The 18,904-nt window shown below is 72.6% G+C and carries 17 protein-coding genes; 3 read left to right on the top strand and 14 right to left on the bottom strand.

Translation table 11 applies throughout. From position 1 onward, the window contains the following. Nucleotides 1-157: 157 nt before the first annotated feature. The 6 genes from ACH4D3_RS29645 to bldG all read right to left on the bottom strand — a co-directional run bounded on the left by ACH4D3_RS29645 (nt 158) and on the right by bldG (nt 6,665). Nucleotides 158-355 (bottom strand): hypothetical protein, encoded by a 198-nt coding sequence (locus ACH4D3_RS29645; RefSeq protein ID WP_398328190.1) that lies wholly within the window; start codon nt 353-355, stop codon nt 158-160. 276 nt (nt 356-631) lie between these two features. Then, entirely contained in the window at nt 632-2,158 is a 1,527-nt protein-coding gene (locus ACH4D3_RS29640; RefSeq protein ID WP_398328187.1) for a methyltransferase, read from the bottom strand. A 125-nt stretch (nt 2,159-2,283) separates the two neighbouring features. Then, nucleotides 2,284-2,874, bottom strand: coding sequence for a small secreted protein (locus ACH4D3_RS29635; RefSeq protein WP_398328184.1), 591 nt, complete (start codon nt 2,872-2,874; stop codon nt 2,284-2,286). Between the two features lie 219 nt (nt 2,875-3,093). Continuing rightward, complete coding sequence (locus ACH4D3_RS29630) at nt 3,094-5,478, bottom strand: sodium-translocating pyrophosphatase (protein WP_398328181.1); 2,385 nt, start codon at nt 5,476-5,478, stop codon at nt 3,094-3,096. A gap of 303 nt (nt 5,479-5,781) precedes the next feature. Further along, complete coding sequence (locus ACH4D3_RS29625; protein ID WP_398328178.1) at nt 5,782-6,213, bottom strand: ATP-binding protein; 432 nt, start codon at nt 6,211-6,213, stop codon at nt 5,782-5,784. A 110-nt stretch (nt 6,214-6,323) separates the two neighbouring features. Then, nucleotides 6,324-6,665, bottom strand: a complete 342-nt coding sequence (gene bldG, locus ACH4D3_RS29620) for an anti-sigma factor antagonist BldG (RefSeq protein ID WP_003975386.1) — start codon at nt 6,663-6,665, stop codon at nt 6,324-6,326. A gap of 82 nt (nt 6,666-6,747) precedes the next feature. Between bldG and ACH4D3_RS29615 the strand changes: the two genes are divergently transcribed. Next, the gene (locus ACH4D3_RS29615) at nt 6,748-9,231 is read left to right on the top strand and encodes a DEAD/DEAH box helicase (protein WP_398328175.1); all 2,484 of its coding nucleotides are present in this window, start codon (nt 6,748-6,750) and stop codon (nt 9,229-9,231) included. Here ACH4D3_RS29615 and ACH4D3_RS29610 read toward each other — a convergent pair. The 7 genes from ACH4D3_RS29610 to ssd form a co-directional block, all read right to left on the bottom strand. Continuing rightward, complete coding sequence (locus ACH4D3_RS29610; protein WP_398328172.1) at nt 9,167-9,637, bottom strand: Rv3654c family TadE-like protein; 471 nt, start codon at nt 9,635-9,637, stop codon at nt 9,167-9,169. The two genes, ACH4D3_RS29615 and ACH4D3_RS29610, sit on opposite strands and share 65 nt — an antisense overlap. 116 nt (nt 9,638-9,753) lie before the next feature. Continuing rightward, the gene (locus ACH4D3_RS29605) at nt 9,754-10,206 is read right to left on the bottom strand and encodes a TadE family type IV pilus minor pilin (RefSeq protein WP_398328169.1); all 453 of its coding nucleotides are present in this window, start codon (nt 10,204-10,206) and stop codon (nt 9,754-9,756) included. A gap of 7 nt (nt 10,207-10,213) precedes the next feature. Then, nucleotides 10,214-10,441 (bottom strand): DUF4244 domain-containing protein, encoded by a 228-nt coding sequence (locus ACH4D3_RS29600; RefSeq protein ID WP_398328166.1) that lies wholly within the window; start codon nt 10,439-10,441, stop codon nt 10,214-10,216. Between the two features lie 80 nt (nt 10,442-10,521). Next, nucleotides 10,522-11,325 carry a type II secretion system F family protein gene (locus ACH4D3_RS29595; RefSeq protein ID WP_398328163.1) on the bottom strand — a complete coding sequence of 268 codons (804 nt, stop codon included), beginning with the start codon at nt 11,323-11,325 and terminating at the stop codon, nt 10,522-10,524. Then, a complete protein-coding gene (locus ACH4D3_RS29590) occupies nt 11,322-12,242 on the bottom strand; it encodes a type II secretion system F family protein (RefSeq protein WP_398328448.1) in 921 nt (306 codons plus the stop codon). The genes ACH4D3_RS29595 and ACH4D3_RS29590 overlap by 4 nt, the downstream gene beginning before the upstream one ends. 35 nt (nt 12,243-12,277) lie before the next feature. Then, on the bottom strand, nt 12,278-13,450 hold the full coding sequence (locus tag ACH4D3_RS29585; protein WP_398328445.1) for a TadA family conjugal transfer-associated ATPase: 1,173 nt from the start codon (nt 13,448-13,450) through the stop codon (nt 12,278-12,280). Nucleotides 13,451-13,881: 431 nt separating this feature from the next. Then, nucleotides 13,882-15,072 (bottom strand): septum site-determining protein Ssd, encoded by a 1,191-nt coding sequence (ssd, locus tag ACH4D3_RS29580; RefSeq protein ID WP_398328160.1) that lies wholly within the window; start codon nt 15,070-15,072, stop codon nt 13,882-13,884. A gap of 610 nt (nt 15,073-15,682) precedes the next feature. On the opposite strand from ssd, the gene ACH4D3_RS29575 reads away from it, so the two are divergent. Next, nucleotides 15,683-16,540 carry an HAD family hydrolase gene (locus tag ACH4D3_RS29575; RefSeq protein WP_398328157.1) on the top strand — a complete coding sequence of 286 codons (858 nt, stop codon included), beginning with the start codon at nt 15,683-15,685 and terminating at the stop codon, nt 16,538-16,540. 430 nt (nt 16,541-16,970) lie between these two features. Here the strand turns inward: ACH4D3_RS29575 and ACH4D3_RS29570 are convergent, their stop codons facing one another. Further along, nucleotides 16,971-17,795, bottom strand: coding sequence for an oxidoreductase (locus ACH4D3_RS29570; RefSeq protein WP_398328154.1), 825 nt, complete (start codon nt 17,793-17,795; stop codon nt 16,971-16,973). A gap of 111 nt (nt 17,796-17,906) precedes the next feature. Here ACH4D3_RS29570 and ACH4D3_RS29565 point away from each other — a divergent pair, with 111 nt between their 5' ends. Then, a complete protein-coding gene (locus ACH4D3_RS29565; RefSeq protein ID WP_398328151.1) occupies nt 17,907-18,887 on the top strand; it encodes an ATP-binding protein in 981 nt (326 codons plus the stop codon). The last annotated feature ends 17 nt before the right edge of the window (nt 18,888-18,904 follow it).

Here is an 18,904-nt window from a genome sequence, read left to right as displayed (position 1 = left end):
GTGTCAAACGGGAAAAGCCCGCAACGGCCACTCGAACGGTAACCCGACGAACCGTGTTCCTGCCGCCCGGAGTGCTCACCTGCCCCGACGCAGGTATCCGGAGCGCGATCCCCCGGTTACCCGGGCGGCGCCTCGGCCGGGGTGCCCAACCGGCTCCTCACACCTGGTTCAGGCACCAGGCCCCGAGGCCCAGCGCGATCACGGCGGCGACGCTCGCGACGGTCGCCGATGCGACGGGGCTCACACCGTGCGCGACGGGCCGGCCGTGCCGCACCCGCGTCGTGGTCCACACCAGCAGACCGGCCCCGAACAGGGCGAACACCACTCCCGCGAAGATCGCCGGCCCGCTCTCCATGGTCCCCGTGCCCCTTTTCTCCAGCCCGCGCGTGTCCAGCCTCCGGGAGGCTGTCACGCACGGGCGGCGGGCAGGCGAACCCGAGGTGAACGGGGAGCCGACGGATCCGCCGGGTGCCGCCGGGTGCCGTCGGGTGCCGTCGGGTGCCTTCGGGTGGGGCCGGTCCCCGTACGCCGGGTGGGGCGGGCGGCGCGGGTGAGCGCGGCCAAAAAGTACGCGGGTGACCGCGGCAAAAAGAAATGGGTGCGCGCACCCACACCCGGCGTCCGGGCCGCCCTACGCCGGTTCGAGGAAGCCCTGCTCCACCAGCAGCCGGATCTGCGCGGGCGTGCGGTCGCGCAGGGCCACCGGGTCCTCGCCGACCAGCTGGGCGATGGCGTCCAGGATGCGGCCCGCGCTCATCGTGCCGTCGCAGACGCCCGCGAAACCGGCGCCGACGGTGTCCACCCGGGTGGCCCGGCGCATGCCGCGGTTCTGGCGCAGGACGACGTGCTCCGGGTCCTCGGCGCCGGGCAGCCCGACCTGCTCCTGGACGACCTCGCCGGACAGCGTGAAGTGCGCCTCCAGCAGGGCCGCGTCGTCGTGGGAGCGCAGGTAGTCGACGCGGTCGAAGTGGGCGCGCACGGTCTCGCCGAGCGGCTGCTCGACGGGGTGAGGCCACTCCTCGGCGACGACCGAGGGCTCGGCGGCCCCGGTCCGGCGCAGCGTGATCCAGCCGAAGCCGACGGCCTTGACCTTGCGCGCCTCGAACTCGTCCAGCCAGGCGTCGTACCGTGCCTGGTAGTCGGCGGGATCACCGCGGTGGTCGCCCGCGTCCCGCAGCCACAGCTCGGCGTACTGGGTGACGTCCTGCACCTCGCGCTGCACGATCCAGGCGTCGCAGCCGCGCGGCACCCAGGAGCGCAGCCGGTCCGTCCAGTCCTCCCCCTCCACGTGCTGCCAGTTGGCGAGGAAGTGCGCGAACCCGCCCTCGTTCAGGCGCTCCCCCGTCTGCTGAACGAGCGAGCGGCACAGATCGTCCCCGCCCATCCCGCCGTCGCGGTAGGTGAGTCGGGCGCCGGGCGAGATCACGAACGGCGGGTTGGAGACGACGAGGTCGTACGTCTCGTCGTCGGCGACCGGTTCGTAGAGGGAGCCCTCGCGCAGGTCGGCGGCCGGGGCGCCGGACAGGGCCAGGGTGAGCGCGGTGATGTGCAGCGCGCGCGGGTTGACGTCGGTGGCCGTCACGCGCGTGGCGTGCGCGGCGGCGTGCAGGGCCTGGATGCCGGAGCCGGTGCCGAGGTCGAGGGCGGCGGAGACGGGCGTACGGACGGTGAGGCCGGCCAGGGTGGTGGAGGCGCCGCCGACACCGAGGACGACGCCCTCGGCGTGGTTGCCGATGCCTCCGGCGCCGCCGACCGCGCAGCCGAGGTCGGAGACGACGAACCAGTCCTCGCCGCCGGGCCCGCCGTAGGGCCGTACGTCCACGGTGGCCGTCACCTCGTCGTCGCCCGCGCGGTCGAGCCAGCCGCTCTCCAGGCAGGCGTCGACGGGCAGGACGTCCCCCACGCGCGCGTGGGGGACGGGTTGCTGGAGCAGGAACAGCCGGACGAGCAGTTCCAGCGGCGTGTCGCCGCGGGTCGCCCGGAGCGCGGGCACGGTCTCGCTGCGCGACAGCGCCGCGTAGGCGGGGGCGCCGAGCAGCTCCAGCAGTCCGTCGGCGGTGAAGGACACCCCGAGCAGGGCGTCCCGCAGCCGGGTGGCGACGTCGGGGCGGTCGGCGGAGGGCAGGGGGGACAGGCTGGCGTTACTCACACCCCCCATTGTGGCCCTGCGGTCCGCACCCCGCCCCGCGTCCGTGCGGGAGACCGCCTCGCGTCCCTGCGGCGCGTCCGGCTCGCGTTCTTGTGGGGCGCCCGGCCCACGTTCGCGCGGGGCGCCCGGCCCGGTCAGCCTTCGGCGGCCGACGGGGTCACCGAGGCCGACTTGCAGCTGGGCTGCTTGGCCATCGCCTGGCCGACGTCGCCCTCTTCCAGGGTCTTCAGCGCGTCGCTGCCGCTCTTGCTGAGCTTGTTCAGCTCGGTGGCGATGTCCTTGAGGCCGTCGGCGAACTTGGCCTGGTCCTTGGTGTCGAGCTCCTCCACCTGCTTGCGCAGGGAGGCGTACGACGAGGAGAGGCCGTTCAGCTCGGTGACCGCGTCCTTCTGCTTCTTCTCGCCGTCGTCGACGTCCGGGGGGCCGGCCTTCTGCACGGTGGCGCCCATCGCCTTGTAGGCGTCGGACATGTCCTGGAACGCCTTGGCGTCGGTCTTCTGGACCTCGGCGGGAGTGCTGTTGTCCGAGGTCTCCTTCTGGATCGCCGCGTTGGCCGCCTCGATCTTCTTGGCCTGCGGCTGCACGCCCTCGCAGACGTCCTTGGCCCAGGAGTCCAGCTTCTCGTTGTCGTCGCTGCTGCCGCATCCCGTCAGCGCCAGTACCAGTACCGCACCGCCGGACAGTGCGGCCGCGAGCTTCTTGTTCACCGGATTGGTCCCTTCCATGGCTCTCGGCCCCGGAACATACACGCCGGATGGGGGACATCGACCGGACGACCATCCGTTATGACGGTATTGAAGCCATTTGCACCAAGAGAGAGAAGGCTCACGGTGAGGCGGCGCACGCGGGCGCGAAACGGGCGGACGACGCGTCAACACGCGCCGTCCGCCCGTCCCTTGAGCGGTACCCGGACCGAATCCGTGCGGCGGGCCGGAGGGCGGAGGCTACGAAACCACCGCAGGATCGGCCGACTTGGGTTCCGGGTCGGCGTCGTCCTCGTCGCCCATGGCGATCCCGCGCCGCTTGGACACGTAGACGGCCGCCGCGATGACGGCGAACGAGACGACGGCGATCAGCACCCGTACGCCGACGCTCTTGTCCGCTCCGTAGGAGAACTTGATGACCGCCGGCGCGATGAGCAGCGCCACCAGGTTCATGACCTTCAGCAGCGGGTTGATCGCCGGACCCGCGGTGTCCTTGAACGGGTCGCCGACCGTGTCGCCGATGACGGTGGCGGCGTGGGCCTCGCTGCCCTTGCCGCCGTGGTGGCCGTCCTCGACGAGCTTCTTGGCGTTGTCCCAGGAACCACCGGAGTTGGCGAGGAACACCGCCATCAGCGTCCCGGCGCCGATCGCGCCCGCCAGGAACGCGCCGAGCGCGCCCACGCCGAGCGTGAACCCGATGAAGATGGGCGCCATCACGGCGAGCAGTCCGGGCGTGGCGAGTTCCCGCAGGGCGTCCCTGGTGCAGATGTCGACGACCTTGCCGTACTCGGGTTTCTCGCTGTAGTCCATGATTCCGGGCCGCTCCCGGAACTGCCGCCGCACCTCGTAGACCACCGCGCCCGCCGACCGCGACACCGCGTTGATCGCCAGTCCCGAGAAGAGGAAGACGACCGCGGCGCCGGCGATGAGCCCGACGAGGTTGTTGGGCTGTGAGATGTCCATCATCAGGTTCATCGGCGCGCCCTCGCCGCTGAGTTTCTCGCCCACGTCCGCCGCGGCGGTGGTGATGGCGTCGCGGTACGACCCGAAGAGGGCCGCTGCGGCCAGTACGGCGGTGGCGATGGCGATGCCCTTGGTGATGGCCTTGGTGGTGTTGCCGACGGCGTCCAGGTCGGTGAGCACCTGGGCGCCGGCGCCCTCGACGTCGCCGGACATCTCGGCGATGCCCTGCGCGTTGTCGGAGACCGGCCCGAAGGTGTCCATGGCGACGATCACACCGACCGTGGTGAGCAGGCCGGTGCCGGCCAGCGCCACCGCGAACAGCGCCAGCATGATCGACGTGCCGCCGAGCAGGAAGGCCCCGTAGACGCCGAGGCCGATCAACAGGGCGGTGTAGACGGCGGATTCGAGGCCGAGCGAGATTCCGGCGAGGACGACGGTGGCGGGTCCGGTGAGCGAACTCTTGCCGATGTCCCTGACCGGGCGCCTGGTGGTCTCGGTGAAGTAGCCGGTGAGCTGCTGGATCAGGGCGGCGAGCACGATGCCGATCGCGACCGCGACCAGCGCGAGGATCCGCGGATCGCCGCTCTTGCCCGCGATCGCCGCGTCGGTGACGCCGTCGAGGTCGGCGTAGCTGCCGGGCAGGTAGACGAAGACGGCGACCGCCACCAGCACAAGCGAGATCACCGCGGAGATGAAGAAGCCCCGGTTGATCGCGCTCATACCGCTGCGGTCGGACCGCCGGGGCGCCACCGCGAAGATGCCGATCATGGCCGTGAGCACGCCGATCGCCGGGACCAGCAGCGGGAACGCCAGCCCGGAGTCGCCGAAGGCCACCTTGCCGAGGATCAGCGCGGCCACCAGGGTGACGGCGTACGACTCGAAGAGGTCGGCCGCCATGCCCGCACAGTCGCCGACGTTGTCGCCCACGTTGTCGGCGATGGTCGCGGCATTGCGCGGATCATCTTCCGGGATGCCCTGTTCGACCTTGCCGACCAGGTCGGCGCCGACGTCGGCGGCCTTGGTGAAGATGCCGCCGCCGACGCGCATGAACATCGCGATCAGCGCGGCACCGAGGCCGAAGCCCTCCAGGACCTTCGGCGCGTCGGCCGCGTACACCAGCACCACGCAGCAGGCGCCCAGCAGGCCCAGCCCCACCGTGAACATGCCGACGACGCCGCCCGTGCGAAACGCGATCTTCGTCGCTTTGTGCGAGACGAGAGTGAGATCCTTTTCCGGTTCGCCGGGGGCCGGTGTCGCTTCCCGGGCCGCCGCGGCGACGCGCACATTGCTGCGCACGGCGAGCCACATGCCGATATAGCCGGTGGCCGCCGAGAACGCCGCGCCGATCAGGAAGAAGATCGAACGTCCGGCCCGTTGATTCCAGTCGTCCGCGGGCAGCAGCATGAGCAGGAAGAACACGACGACGGCGAATACGCCGAGCGTGCGCAACTGCCGGGCCAGGTACGCGTTCGCGCCTTCCTGGACGGCCGCCGCGATCTTCTTCATGCTGTCGGTTCCCTCGCCCGCCGCGAGCACCTGGCGCACCAGGACACCCGCGAGCACCAGCGCTGCCAGCGCGACGACCGCGATGACCGCGACCAGCGCGCGGTTTCCGTCGGTCAGCACGGCAGCCGCGAGATGAGAGGTAGGAAGCTCCGCCATTCGTCCTCCTTGACGCTTGGGCTGAGCTCAAGATGTGGACGGGATTGTAGGTACCGGAAGCCGATCAAAACAGTGCACGACAAAAGGAATTGCTCTGTCAACCACAAGGGGGCCGGAAGTAGTAATGGCCCTCCGGCATTAATTCCGTGATCCGCCCGGTGATCCGTTTCACGAACGGCCCGGTGATCAATTCTTCATGCGATTGATCGTGAATGAATTCACTTAACGCCCGCACGGCACCAATGTATGTCCGCGCATGGCAAAGGGCCCCACCAGGTGGGGCCCTCCGGGTGACGCGGGGGATCAGACCGGCGGCAGCACCGCCGGTGCGGTGGGCCAGGTCATGCGGATCAGTCCGCCGTCCTCGCCCGCCGAGACCTCCACGTCGTCGACGAGTCCGCTGATCACCGCGAGGCCCATCTCGTCCTCCTCGGCCTCCAGCTCGTCGGCGGCGCCCCCCGAGGTCTTGGCCCCGGGGACCGCGTGCGGCGCCTCGTCACCGACCTCGATGGAGAACTGCTTCTCCTCCTCGATCAGCGACACCTTGACCGGCGCCGTGATGCCGACGTGCTGATGCAGGCCCACGGCCCGGGTGCAGGCCTCGCCGACGGCGAGCCTGACCTCGTCGAGGACGGCCTCGTCCACTCCGGCCCTGCGCGCCACCGCGGCCGCCACCAGACGGGCGGTACGGACGTGCTCGGGCAGCGCGCTGAAGCGGAGTTCGACGGTGGCCATGCATCCCCCTCGGAACTGCGGGCGTGCTTACGAAGGTCCGGGCCGCCGACAGCCCGGACCCCCCTCGTTCTACTTGCTGTCCCGGGCCCCAGGAGGCCCGGAACCGGTCGTCAGTCGGTGGCCGCCACCGCTTCCTCGACCGAGGTGTGAATGGGGAACACCTTGGTGAGGCCGGTGATACGGAAGATCTTGAGAATGCGCTCCTGGTTGCAGACCAGCCGCAGCGAGCCCTCATGGGCACGCACCCGCTTCAGTCCACCCACCAGCACGCCGAGCCCTGTGGAGTCGAGGAAGTCCACGCCCTCCATGTCGACGACGAGGTGGAAACTCCCGTCGTTCACGAGCTCGACCAGCTGCTCACGCAGCTTGGGCGCGGTGTATACGTCAATTTCGCCACCGACCTCGACGACCGTACGATCGCCGACGGTACGGGTCGACAGGGACAGGTCCACGGATCCTCCAGCACCTTGCTATCGAGCGGTCGTCCCTCGGGACACCTCGGCTTGAAGCCCCCAGGACGGTTCGCCAGCCGCGATGGCATTCAATCACTTACCGGCAGGCGTGCACGACGCCTTGGTCCCATTGTCCGTCACGCCAGTGACAGACTCGGTGCCGATGGCCAAGAATCACCGACCCGATCGATCCCCGGCGGAGCCCGGCTCCCGGCCGGAACCGGGCATGCTCCTGGACCGGCTCGCCGCGGGACCGAGCCGGGCTGCGCGCATCACTCATACGGAGCACTTGCCCCCGCGTGCGGGCCGTCATGCCGTCTGGCCGGACCGGATTCGACCGGAGGTCCTGGCCGCGGTACGGGCCGCGGGCATCGAACACCCCTGGGCCCACCAGGCACGCGTGGCCGAGCACGCCCTGGACGGCGACTCGGTGGTCGTCGCCACCGGCACCGCTTCGGGCAAGTCCCTGGCCTATCTCGTGCCGGTCCTGTCGACCCTCGTGGACGGCTCCGAGGCGCCCAACGGGCGCGGCGCCACGACCCTCTACCTGGCCCCGACCAAGGCGCTGGCGGCCGACCAGTGCCGGTCGGTGAAGGAACTTTCACAACCTCTCGGAACCTCCGTGCGGGCCGCGGTCTACGACGGCGACACGCCGTTCGAGGAACGCGAGTGGATCCGCCAGTACGGAACGTACGTCCTGACCAACCCGGACATGCTGCACCGCGGCATCCTGCCCTCCCACCCCCGCTGGTCGTCGTTCCTGAAGGCACTGAAGTACGTCGTCATCGACGAGTGCCACACCTACCGGGGCGTCTTCGGCTCCCACGTCGCCCAGGTGCTGCGCAGACTGCGCAGACTGTGTGCGCGCTACGGCGCGTCGCCCGTGTTCCTGCTCGCCTCCGCCACCGCCGCCGAGCCCTCGGTGGCCGCCCGCCGGCTCACCGGGCTCCCGGTGATCGAGGTCGCCGACGACGCGTCACCCCGCGGTGAACTGGTGTTCGCCCTGTGGGAACCTCCGCTGACCGAACTGGAGGGCGAGAAGGGCGCACCGGTGCGCCGCACCGCCACCGCGGAAGCCGCCGACCTGCTCACCGATCTCACGGTGCAGGGCATGCGGTCGATCACCTTCGTCCGCTCCCGGCGTGGCGCGGAGCTGATCTCGGTGATCGCGCAGGAGCGTCTGGCCGAGGTCGACCGCTCCCTGGCCGGGCGCGTGGCGGCCTACCGCGGCGGCTACCTCCCCGAGGAGCGCCGTGCCCTGGAACGCGCCCTGCACTCGGGTGACCTCCTCGGCCTGGCGGCGACGAACGCCCTCGAACTCGGCCTCGACATCTCCGGCCTGGACGCCGTGGTGATCGCCGGGTACCCGGGGACGCGGGCCTCGCTGTGGCAGCAGGCGGGCCGGGCCGGACGGGCCGGACAGGGGGCGCTGGCCGTGCTGGTCGCCCGTGACGACCCGCTGGACACCTTCCTCGTCCACCACCCGGAGGCCCTCTTCGACCAGCCGGTGGAGTCCACCGTCCTGGACCCGGACAACCCGTACGTCCTCGCCCCCCACCTGTGCGCGGCGGCGGCGGAACTGCCCCTGACCGAGGAGGACCTGAAGCTCTTCGGCCCCGCCTGCGAGGAGCTGCTGCCGCAACTGGAGGCGGCGAAGCTGCTGCGCCGCCGGACCCGGGCCTGGCACTGGACCCGCCGTGAGCGGGCCGCCGACCTGACGGACATCCGCGGCGAGGGCGGACGTCCGGTCCAGGTCGTGGAGGAGGGCACGGGCAGGCTGCTGGGCACCGTGGACGCCGGCGCCGCCCACACAGCCGTCCACGAGGGCGCCGTGCACCTCCACCAGGGACGCACGTACCTCGTCCGCTCCCTGGACCTGGAGGACTCCGTCGCGCTGGTCGAGCGGGCCACCCCCGCCTACTCGACGGTGGCCCGCGACACCACGGCGATCTCGGTGCTGGAGACCGGCATCGAGGTCCCCTGGGGCGACGGGCGCCTCTGCTACGGCTCCGTCGAGGTCACCAACCAGGTGGTCTCCTTCCTGCGCCGGCGCCTGATCACCGGCGAGGTCCTGGGCGAGACGAAGCTCGACCTCCCTCCACGGACGCTGCGCACCCGCGCGGTGTGGTGGACGGTCACCGAGGACCAGTTGGACGCGGCCCGGATCAACCCGGAGATCCTCGGCGGGGCCCTGCACGCCGCCGAGCACGCCTCGATCGGCATGCTGCCCCTGTTCGCGACCTGCGACCGCTGGGACATCGGCGGCGTGTCGGTCCCCCTGCACCCGGACACGCTGCTGCCGACGGTCTTCGTGTACGACGGCCACCCCGGTGGCGCGGGCTTCGCCGAGCGGGCCTTCCACACGGCCCGCGACTGGCTCACCGCAACCCGTGAAGCCATCGCCTCCTGCGAGTGCGACGCCGGCTGTCCGTCCTGCATCCAGTCCCCCAAGTGCGGCAACGGCAACGATCCGCTGCACAAACGGGGAGCGGTACGGCTCCTCACGGTGCTGCTGCGAGGGGCGGCGGAGACGGAACAGGCGGGGCAGGCAGGACAGGCGGGGTAGGCGGGAGGGCCCGCGCGGAGGGCGGGGGTGGCGCGGGCGCCGACGGTGGCGCTGACGGTGGCGCTGGCGTTTCGAGCGGGGCGGGGCCCGCCCTCGCCCGGACCTCCGCCGTGAACGGCGCTCTGCCCGACGCCGCCGTCACGTCCGAGATCTGCCCGGTGAGCACGCAGCGCACCAACCGCACCTCCTGCGCCCGCGCGACCCGCCCCGCCCTCTCGCACGCCGCGGTGGTGCCCCGCGCCCATTCGTCCGCCGCGGCGAGCGCCGCCAGATCGGCGCCGCCCGCCGCGCGGTGCCGGGCCACGACGGCCTGCCCCAGGGCCAGCACGATGCCGAACACGAAACACAGAACGGCGATGGCGGCAACGCTCCACACGGTCGCCGACCCCTGGTCGGAGGCGCTCACGGCCCGACTCCCACCGGCGCCGTCCGCACCGGTTCCGCCCGTCACGGCTCGGCCTCCACCAGGCCCGCCCCTCACGGCTCGCTCCCCGCCGACTCGCTCCCCGCCGGTTCGGTCCCTCACGGCTCGGCCCTCACCGGTTCCGCCGCCGTCGGCTCCGTCCCCACCGTCTGTTCCGCCGAGGCCACGGCTTCCTCCCGTACTTCGAAGGGCAGTCCGTGCAGAGCCGGTGGCTCGGCCACCACGACCACACGGACCAGGCCCGCCTCCCGGCTCACCGTGACCCGAGCTCCGCGTGGTGCCGCCGCACGGGCGAGCTGCACGACCGCGTCCTCCGGGTCCTGTCGTGCTGCCGCACGGGCGCCCGCCCGGGCCGCGTCCACGCACTGGATCTGAGCGGCCACCACGAGCAGCCCCCACACCAGCGCCATCGCGAACACCACCAGCACGGGAAGCACCACGGCAGCCTCCGCCGTCACGAACCCGCTGTCCGGCCCGGTGCTCGCCCCGGCGTCCGGGGCTCCGCGGAGGCGGCGCCCACACGCACCACGGACCGGGGACCCGGCTCTCACCGCCCTTTCACATCCGCGCATCGAGAGCCCCCTTCACGATGCCCTGCAGCTCCGCACTGACCGTGCCGCTTGTGACGACCTTGTACAGGACCACGGCGAAGGCCACCGCCGCGACGATCCCCATCGCGTACTCGGAGGTGACCATTCCCGCGTCCCGCCGCGCGGCCTGCCGTCGCACCGCCCCGAGTACTCCGCCCACCAGGGCACCCAGCCGTGCCCGCACCCTCTGATACATCGCAACCCCCGTAAGGCTCGATTCCGTTGCTCGCTTGCTCATCCGTTGCTCGACTGCTGCTCGTACGACGCCCCGATCCGTCAGCCACCCCCTCCCCCGCGACCCAGCACCCCGCCGGCCAGTCCGATGACCACCGGCAGTACGCCCACCGCGATGAACGCGGGCAGAAAGCACAACCCCACCGGCGCGGTGACCATGACGGCCGCTCGACGGGCCCGGACCGTCGTGGTGCGGGCCCAGTCGGCACGGGCCTGGGCGGCCAGGCGGGCGACCGGGCCCGCCGCGGGCAGGCCGGACACCTCGGCCCGCTCCAGCAGCCGTGCCAGGGGCACGGCACCCGGGACGGCGGCCAACCCCCGCCAGGCACCGGCCGGTTCGCCACCGAGGCGCACCTCCGCGGCACCGCGTCCCAGCGCGTCCCCGACCGGTCCGCCCAGGGCCTCGCCGACCGCCCGCGCCGCCGCCACCGGACTCGCGCCCGCCGCGATGCAGGCCGCCAGCAGATCGGCCGCCAAAGGCAGTTGGCGGGCGGCTTGCGCGGCGGCAGCCTCCGCCTCCTCCGTGCCCGCGGCCGAACGCCGGGCGCTCCAACGCCACAGCGCGGCCGCGCCCACCAGACCCACCAGGACCCCGACCACACCGCCGACCAGGGCCCAGCCGGCGCCCACCGTGCCGAGGAGCGGCAGCCACGGGCGCAGGGTGCTCAGCGCTTCGGCGGGTCGCGCGCCGGAGCGGACCGGCGTCGGCTGCGGTGCCAGGAGGCCCCTGAGCCGCCTGCGCAGCGCCCGGCCCCGCCGCGCGGCTCCGAGACCGCGCGTCAGCCGGCCGGCGATCAGCACCATCGCCACCGCCACCCCCAGCCTGTGGACAAAGTCGCCGTTCACGAAGCCGCCTCCGCTCCGCGCACGATCCGCGTCACCCACCACACGCCCAGGCTCTCCAAAACCCCGCCGGCCAGCAGACAGCCCACCCCTGCACCGGTGTGCAGCAGCACCTGCAGGGGGTCGGACCCGAGGGCGACGCCGAGCAGGAGACCCAGGACCGGAAGGCCGGCGAGCATCACGGCGGTGGCCCGGGCGCCGGCCAACTGGGCGCGCAGGTCCGAGCGCTGGTCCCGTTCGGCACGCAGCGCGCCCTCCAGCCGGTCGAGACCGGCCGCGAGCCCCGCGCCCTGGTCGACCGCGACCCGCCAGCACGCCGCGAGCCCGCGCAGTCCCTCGGCACCGGGCTGCCCGGCCGCCAACGCCAGCGCCCCGGGGACGTCCCCGCCGAACCGGGCCGCCGCGAGCACCGTCGCCTGCGCCTCACCGAGCCCGGCGGAGTCGTGCGCGGCGCACAGGAGCGCCTCGCCCGGTTGCCGCCCCGCCCGCACTTCCCCGGCGAGCGTCCCGCACAGGGCGATCACCGCGTCCTGCCGGCGCTCCTTGGCGCGCCGCTCCCGACCGGCCAACCGCACCCGGCGCAGTACCGGCACTCCGGCCGCCCCCGCGACGACCGGCAGCACCGAGGTACCCAGGACCGCCAGCACCAGCCCGGCGGCCAGTGACCACCACTCGGGCCTCAGCCGACCCCTGACACGCCGCCACCCCTCCGTCGTCCGACGCGCCGCGGGCGGCGGCCCGGCAGCGCGTGTCCCACCAGACCCGTCAGTCGCACTCGGCCCACCGTTCGTGCGCGTCCGGCCTTCGCCGAGCACCGTCCGCGCTCGCCGTACGCCCGAGTGCCACCCTCCTGCCAGCCAGGCGGCCGCTCCCAGGCACACCAGGACCGCGCCCGTCGACAGCTCGCCCGTCCCCGGCATGCCCGTCACCGGAGTGCCGGTCACCGTCATGCTCATCACCTCCGCGCCTCCCGTCCGACCGCCCGCTCTTCGGCCCCCGCGCCGCGCAACAGCTCGCGCAGCCGCTGCCAGCCGCGTTCGGCCACGAAGGCCTCCGCGCCCCATCGCAGCGCCGGCACCGTCCGCACCAGCCCCGACGGGTCCCGCTCCAGTACGTGCACCTCGGCGATCCGGCGCCGTCCCGCGCGGTCGCGGACCAGGTGGAGGACCACCGAGAGGGCCGCCGCGAGCTGACTGTGCAGAGCCGCACGGTTCAGGCCCGCGGTCGTACCGAGCGCCTCCAGCCGCGCCGGTACGTCGGCGGCGGCATTGGCGTGCACCGTTCCGCACCCGCCTTCGTGCCCCGTGTTCAACGCGGCGAGCAGATGGACCACTTCGGGACCCCGCACCTCACCCACGACCAGCCGGTCCGGCCGCATGCGCAGCGCCTGGCGCACCAGGTCCTCCAGGGTGACCAGACCGGCGCCCTCCTGATTCGCCGGTCTGGTCTCCAGGCGCACGACGTGCGGGTGGTCGGGTCGCAGTTCCGCCGAGTCCTCGGCCAGCACGATGCGCTCGTCCGGTCCGACCAGTCCGAGCAGGGCGCTGAGCAGCGTCGTCTTGCCGCTGCCGGTACCGCCGCTGACGAGGAAGGACAGCCGGGCCCGCAGCAGGGCGCGCAGCACGCGGTCACCGCCGGGCGGCACGGTGCCCGCCGCCGCCAACTCGTGGAGGGTGAAGGCGCGCGGCCGTACCACCCGCAGCGCGAGGCAGGTGCAGTCGACGGCGACCGGTGGCAGCACCGCGTGCAGCCGGGTGCCGTCGGGCAGCCGGGCGTCCACCCAGGGCCGCGCGTCGTCGAGCCGGCGCCCAGCGACGGTGGCGAGGCGCTGCGCGAGCCGCCGTACCGCCGCCGCGTCGGGGAAGGAGACCGGTGCCAGCTCCAGGCTGCCGCCCCGGTCCACCCAGACCCGGTCCGGGGCTGACACCAGCACGTCGGTCACCGAGGGGTCGGCGAGCAGCGGCTCGAGTGGCCCGCTGCCGACCAGTTCCGACCGGAGCTGTTCGGCGGCACCGAGGATCTCGGCGTCCCCCAGCACCCGCCCCTGCTCCCGCAGTGCCTGCGCCACTCGCGCGGGCGTCGGCTCCGCCCCGCTCTCGGCGAGCCATCGCCGCACACCGTCGAGCATGCCGGGCGCGGCGCCGAGGCCGTTCTGCGCGACCGGCGCGGGAGCCCGCAGGGAGCCCTGCACCTGCGCCCGCGGCCGCACCGGCCCGGCAGCCGGTCCCGTCAACCCTGCGGGCGCCGAGCCCACCCATGTCGGGGTTGCCGGGCCCACCGATGCTCCGAAGGCCCGGCGCAGCCGCGGGAGGCCAGCACCACCGGCAGGCGACCACGATCCCGCAGGCGTCCGGCCGGGCTGCCGGTTCACCCAGCCCGGAGCCGCGCGCGTGTCCAGTCCGCCGGGTGTCCCGGGGGGCCCGAGCGCCCGGCCTCCCCCCGTCCCCGCCCCCTCAGCCGCCCCCGCGGGCTTCCCCGGGATCCCGTCCTGCTCTCCCGCCGCCACCGCGTCCATCCCGACCCGCCTTCCACCGCTCACCACCGGCCCGGTCACGTTCCTCATGAGCCGCTCCCGCCCCGCCCGTCCGTCTCCGCCAGCGCCCGTTCCCAGAACCCCCGGCAGAAGCGCGCCAGCGGGCCGCGGGTGGGTGTGCCCGGGGGCCGTTTGCTCTCCGTGGCCCGCAGGAGGCCGGACTCGACCGGCACTTCGCCGGCCAGGGGGAGGCCGAGCAACCGGGCCACCTCACGGTCGTCGAGTCCGGAGCCGTAGGGTCCGCGCACCGCGACCCGGAGGTCGCGCAGAACCATGCCCACCGAGGCCGCCACCCGGCCCGCCGCCGCGACGGCCCGCAGCTCGGCGGGGACGACGAGGAGCCCGATGTCGAGCTGCGCGAGGACCTCGGCGACCCCGTCGTCGATCCGGCGGGGCAGGTCGACGACGACCGTGCCGCCCCTTCGCCGGGCCGCGGCGAGCACCGCGCGAACGGCCTGCGGCGGTACCGCGACGCAGTCGCCCCGGTCCCAGCTCAGCACCCGTAGCGAATGCAACTGGGGCAGCGACTCCTCCAGGGCGCCGCCGCCGACCCGCCCTCGCGATGCCGCGAACGCCGGCCACCTCAGCCCCTCGGCCGTCTCACCGCCGAGCAGGACGTCGAGGCCGCCGCCCAGGGGATCGGCGTCCACCAGGAGACTGCGCAGCCCCTCCCGCGCGGAGGTGACGGCGAGCGCGCAGGCCAGTGTGGACGCTCCGGCGCCGCCCCGGCCGCCGATGACGCCGACGGTGAGGGCCGGACGGCCGACGCCCTCGGCGACGTCGGCGATGCGGTCGACCAGCCACTGCTCACCGTCGGGCAGCATCAGGACGTGGTCGGCGCCGATCTCGACGGCCCGCTGCCAGATCCCCGAGTCGTCCTGATCGCGGCCCACGAGGACCACTCCCCGTCTGCGCACCGCGCCCCGTACCCGCCGCGCCGCGTCGTCTCCGACGAGGACCAGGGGCGCGGTCTCCCATCCGGTCCGCCTCCCGGCCGCCGAGGGTGCGGGCGACGCCGAGGAAGCCGCCGCCGTCGGCGCCGATGGAGGCGAAGGCGGCGTCACGGGCACCGAGTGGTGCACCTCCGGCGTGGCGCCCGCGGCCGCGCACAGGCGCAGCAGGTCGTCGAGGAGCTCAGTGTCCTCGGTGACGATCAGGGGTCCGCTCTGCCGCCCTCCGGCGGTGGACGGCGGGTCGTGTGTGATCGTTCCGGTCATGGTCTTTCCCCCTTGGGCGCGGCTCCCGCGGCCGCGCCCCGCGTCTCGTGGTCTCTCGCGCAGCCCCGCGGCCCCGCGATTTGCGACCGCGTGAAGAACCGGAAAGCGGTCCCCGCACGAGCGGCCCACATCACGCGTCCGGCAAACAGATCCGGCCATGGAACTCGGCACGGCCCGGACGCATGGGAATCACGGTGCAGCGATCCGGAAAATCGTGTGGATCTTGGTCAAAAACTGTGGACAACTCGATGGTTGTGAATATCGACTCACTCGAACCGGTGAGCCTCCTCCGGTTCCGCTCCACCCCGCGTGCGACTGCCGCAGAGCAGTCCGGTCACTACGCTGCGTAGCGGATCGTGGTCGCGACAACGTCTGGGCCCCGCGCCGCAACGGCACGGGGCCCAGATCGTAGGAAGAGCGGAAAACCCACCCGGACATGCGACGACCCCCGCCGGGGGGGAGAGCGGGGGTCGTCTCCACGGCCGACTCGGGGGGGGAGGAGTCGGACCGGGTTAGCACGGTCGCGAACGATCCGTGACTTCCATGGTGTACCCGAGAGCTCTCTCAGGCAAACCCACGCGCCCCAGCTTACGCCGAATGGGCTGCGCCTATGCTCAGGGTTGTGGAAAACCACTCCTCGCCCCACTCCGCGCCTCACTCCATGCCCCGCACGGCGGCCTTCTTTGACCTGGACAAGACGGTCATTGCGAAGTCGAGCACGCTCACGTTCAGCAAGTCGTTCTACCAAGGCGGGCTGATCAACCGCAGGGCCGTGTTGCGTACCGCATATGCCCAGTTCGTGTTCCTCGCCGGCGGAGCCGACCACGACCAGATGGAGCGGATGCGCGAGTACCTCTCCGCGCTGTGCCGCGGGTGGAACGTCCAACTGGTCAAGGAACTCGTCGCCGAGACCCTGCACGACCTGATCGACCCGATCATCTACGACGAGGCGGCCTCCCTGATCGAGGAGCACCACACCGCCGGTCGCGACGTCGTGATCGTCTCGACCTCGGGCGCCGAGGTGGTCGAGCCGATCGGCGAGCTGCTCGGCGCCGACCGGGTGGTGGCGACCCGCATGATCGTCGGTGCGGACGGCTGCTTCACCGGAGAGGTGGAGTACTACGCGTACGGCCCGACCAAGGCGGAGGCGATCCGGGAACTGGCCGGGTCCGAGGGGTACGACCTGTCCCGCTGCTACGCCTACAGCGACTCGGCGACCGACCTGCCGATGCTGGAGGCCGTCGGCCACCCCCACGCGGTCAACCCGGACCGGGCGCTGCGCCGGGAAGCCCTCGCGCGCGAGTGGCCGATTCTCGATTTCCATCGCCCGGTGCGGCTCAAGCAGCGGATCCGGGGATTCTCCGTGCCCCCGCGTCCCGCGCTCGTCGCCGCCGCCGCGATAGGCGCCGCGGCGGCGACCGCGGGTCTCGTCTGGTACGCGAGCCGACGACGGTCCACAGCAGCCTGATCGGCGCCCTCGGGCCGATCGGCCGTCGGCTCGTCCCGGTCGACCGGATCAGCCCTTTCACCCGCGTATGACCGCAAAAGTAAAGAAGTGCGGCGAGCACTTCCGCTTACTCGGGACCGGTAGTACAAAGGACTCAACGGCCCGCGAGACCAAGGACATCCGAAAGGATCACCTTAAACACGCATTTGGCCCCACGGACCGAGCATGGACACCGGGCACCCACGCGACGTCGACCCGTCGATTACGGGCCAGCCGCACCAGGTCACGGGCGAAGTACCCGGCCTGATGGGCACATATCGAGGACGCTTGGTAACCGGGTGGTCATGCCAGCGGCGGTACGAGCACTCGTACCGCCGCATTTCTGTGCCGCCCGCCCAACAGACCCCCGCCCGGCAGCGGACCCCTGTCCGGCGAACAGCCCGGACCGGCCCTACGCCGCCCCGCGCTGGAGTGCCTCGCACACCGCCGTCGACTCACGGGCACCCAGGGCGACCGCCTTGCCGCAGTGGGCGATCCAGGCGGCCATGCCCTCCGGGGTTCCGGAGACGTAGCCGTCGAGCGCCGCCAGGTAGGCCGCGCGCCCCAGCTCGGCGTGACCGACCTCGGCCGGGCACACCGACTTGGGGTCCAGTCCGCTGCCGACCAGGACGATGCGCTCCGCCGCGCGCGCGACCAGGCCGTTGTCGGAGGTGAAGGGGCGCAGCGCCAGCAGTTCCCCGTGCACCACGGCGGCCGTCACCAGCGCCGGTGCGGAACCGCCGGCCGCGACCAGCGCGGCCAGGCCGTCCAGACGGCCGTGCGCCTCCTCGGCGTCGGGCAGCGGCAGCTCGACGAGCGGCTCGTTCACCGGCTCGCCGTTCTGGCGGGGCCGCCCCACCTCGTCGGCCTTTTCCGCGGCCGCCACCAGGTGCAGCCGGGCCAGCACGCGCAGCGGCGACTGTCGCCAGATGGACAGCAGCTGCCCCGCCTCGGCGGTCAGCCGCAACGCGGCGCCCACCGCGCGGGCCTCGACGTCGCCACTGAAGTCGCTGCGCCGGCGCACCTCTTCCAGGGCCCAGTCCGCTCCGGACAGCGCCGCCGAACCCCGGGCGCCGCGCAGTGCCGCCTCGGAGGTGATCTCGTTGCTGCGGCGCCGCATGATCCGGTGGCCGTAGACACGGTCCACGGCCTTGCGTACGGACTCCACGGACTCGGCCACGCCGGGCAGGGCGCCCAGGGCCGCGAGCGGATCGGCGTTCGCGCCTGTCGTACTCATGAGTAAGACCCTACGCAACCCGGCGCCGTGCCCCACGAATGAGTGGTCTTCTTCACCCCCGGCCCGCCTCCCGTGCCACCTACAGCTATCAAGCCACTACTCTTGGTGAACATGAAAATTGCTTTCGTCGGGAAGGGCGGCAGCGGCAAGACCACCCTGTCCTCCCTGTTCGTCCGACACCTCGCCACCACCGGCGCACCCGTCGTCGCGATCGACGCCGACATCAACCAGCACCTGGCGCCGGCGCTGGGTCTCGACGACGCGGAGGCGGCCGGGCTGCCCGCGATGGGCGAGCACCTCTCGCTGATCAAGGACCATCTGCGCGGCACCAACCCGCGCATCGCCTCCGCCGAGAAGATGATCAAGACGACGCCGCCCGGCGAAGGCTCGCGCCTGCTGCGCGTGCGGGAGGACAACCCGGTCTACGACGCCTGTGCCCGGCCGGTGGAACTCGACGGCGGGACCATCCGTTTGATGGTCACCGGACCGTTCACGGAGGCCGACCTGGGGGTCGCCTGCTACCACTCCAAGACCGGAGCGGTGGAGCTGTGCCTGAACCACCTGGTCGACGCGCGTGACGAGTACGTCGTGGTGGACATGACCGCCGGCTCCGACTCGTTCGCCTCCGGCATGTTCACCCGCTTCGACATCACGTTCCTCGTCGCCGAGCCGACCCGTAAGGGGGTCTCCGTCTACCGCCAGTACAAGGAGTACGCCCGCGACTTCGGCGTCACCCTGAAGGTCGTCGGCAACAAGGTGCAGGGGCAGGACGATCTCGACTTCCTGCGCGACCAGGTCGGGGACGACCTGCTGGTCACCGTCGGGCACTCGGACTGGGTGCGCGCCATGGAGAAGGGCCGCCCGCCCCGGTTCGAGCTCCTGGAGGAGACCAACGGCCGGGCACTGCGCACACTGCACACGGCCGTCGACGCGACGTACGAGCTGCGCGACTGGGCGCGTTACACCCAGCAGATGGTCCACTTCCATCTGAAGAACGCCCACAGTTGGGGCAACGAGCGCACCGGGGACGACCTGGCGGCGCAGGTCGACCCCGGTTTCGTCCTCGGCGAGGAGGTCGCCACCCCCGCGTGACCCGCCGGTCACCGCGA

This window comes from Streptomyces sp. NPDC018026 (assembly GCF_044327745.1).
Classification (GTDB): domain Bacteria; phylum Actinomycetota; class Actinomycetes; order Streptomycetales; family Streptomycetaceae; genus Streptomyces; species Streptomyces rubrogriseus.
The sequence above is the reverse complement of the archived record's forward strand: the minus strand, read 5'-3'. Positions and strand labels throughout refer to the sequence as shown.

What these genes read in the sequence shown, in the direction of transcription:
- ACH4D3_RS29630 (WP_398328181.1), bottom strand. Translation starts at nt 5,478, where the DNA reads ATGGCGGAGCTTCCTACCTCTCATCTCGCGGCTGCCGTGCTGACCGAC.
- ACH4D3_RS29570 (WP_398328154.1), bottom strand. Translation starts at nt 17,795, where the DNA reads ATGAGTACGACAGGCGCGAACGCCGATCCGCTCGCGGCCCTGGGCGCC.
- ACH4D3_RS29645 (WP_398328190.1), bottom strand. Translation starts at nt 355, where the DNA reads ATGGAGAGCGGGCCGGCGATCTTCGCGGGAGTGGTGTTCGCCCTGTTC.
- ACH4D3_RS29600 (WP_398328166.1), bottom strand. Translation starts at nt 10,441, where the DNA reads ATGTATCAGAGGGTGCGGGCACGGCTGGGTGCCCTGGTGGGCGGAGTA.
- ACH4D3_RS29635 (WP_398328184.1), bottom strand. Translation starts at nt 2,874, where the DNA reads ATGGAAGGGACCAATCCGGTGAACAAGAAGCTCGCGGCCGCACTGTCC.
- ACH4D3_RS29640 (WP_398328187.1), bottom strand. Translation starts at nt 2,158, where the DNA reads ATGGGGGGTGTGAGTAACGCCAGCCTGTCCCCCCTGCCCTCCGCCGAC.
- ACH4D3_RS29625 (WP_398328178.1), bottom strand. Translation starts at nt 6,213, where the DNA reads ATGGCCACCGTCGAACTCCGCTTCAGCGCGCTGCCCGAGCACGTCCGT.
- ACH4D3_RS29585 (WP_398328445.1), bottom strand. Translation starts at nt 13,450, where the DNA reads ATGCTCGACGGTGTGCGGCGATGGCTCGCCGAGAGCGGGGCGGAGCCG.
- ACH4D3_RS29590 (WP_398328448.1), bottom strand. Translation starts at nt 12,242, where the DNA reads ATGCCGGGGACGGGCGAGCTGTCGACGGGCGCGGTCCTGGTGTGCCTG.
- ssd (WP_398328160.1), bottom strand. Translation starts at nt 15,072, where the DNA reads ATGACCGGAACGATCACACACGACCCGCCGTCCACCGCCGGAGGGCGG.
- ACH4D3_RS29575 (WP_398328157.1), top strand. Translation starts at nt 15,683, where the DNA reads ATGCTCAGGGTTGTGGAAAACCACTCCTCGCCCCACTCCGCGCCTCAC.
- ACH4D3_RS29565 (WP_398328151.1), top strand. Translation starts at nt 17,907, where the DNA reads ATGAAAATTGCTTTCGTCGGGAAGGGCGGCAGCGGCAAGACCACCCTG.
- ACH4D3_RS29615 (WP_398328175.1), top strand. Translation starts at nt 6,748, where the DNA reads ATGGCATTCAATCACTTACCGGCAGGCGTGCACGACGCCTTGGTCCCA.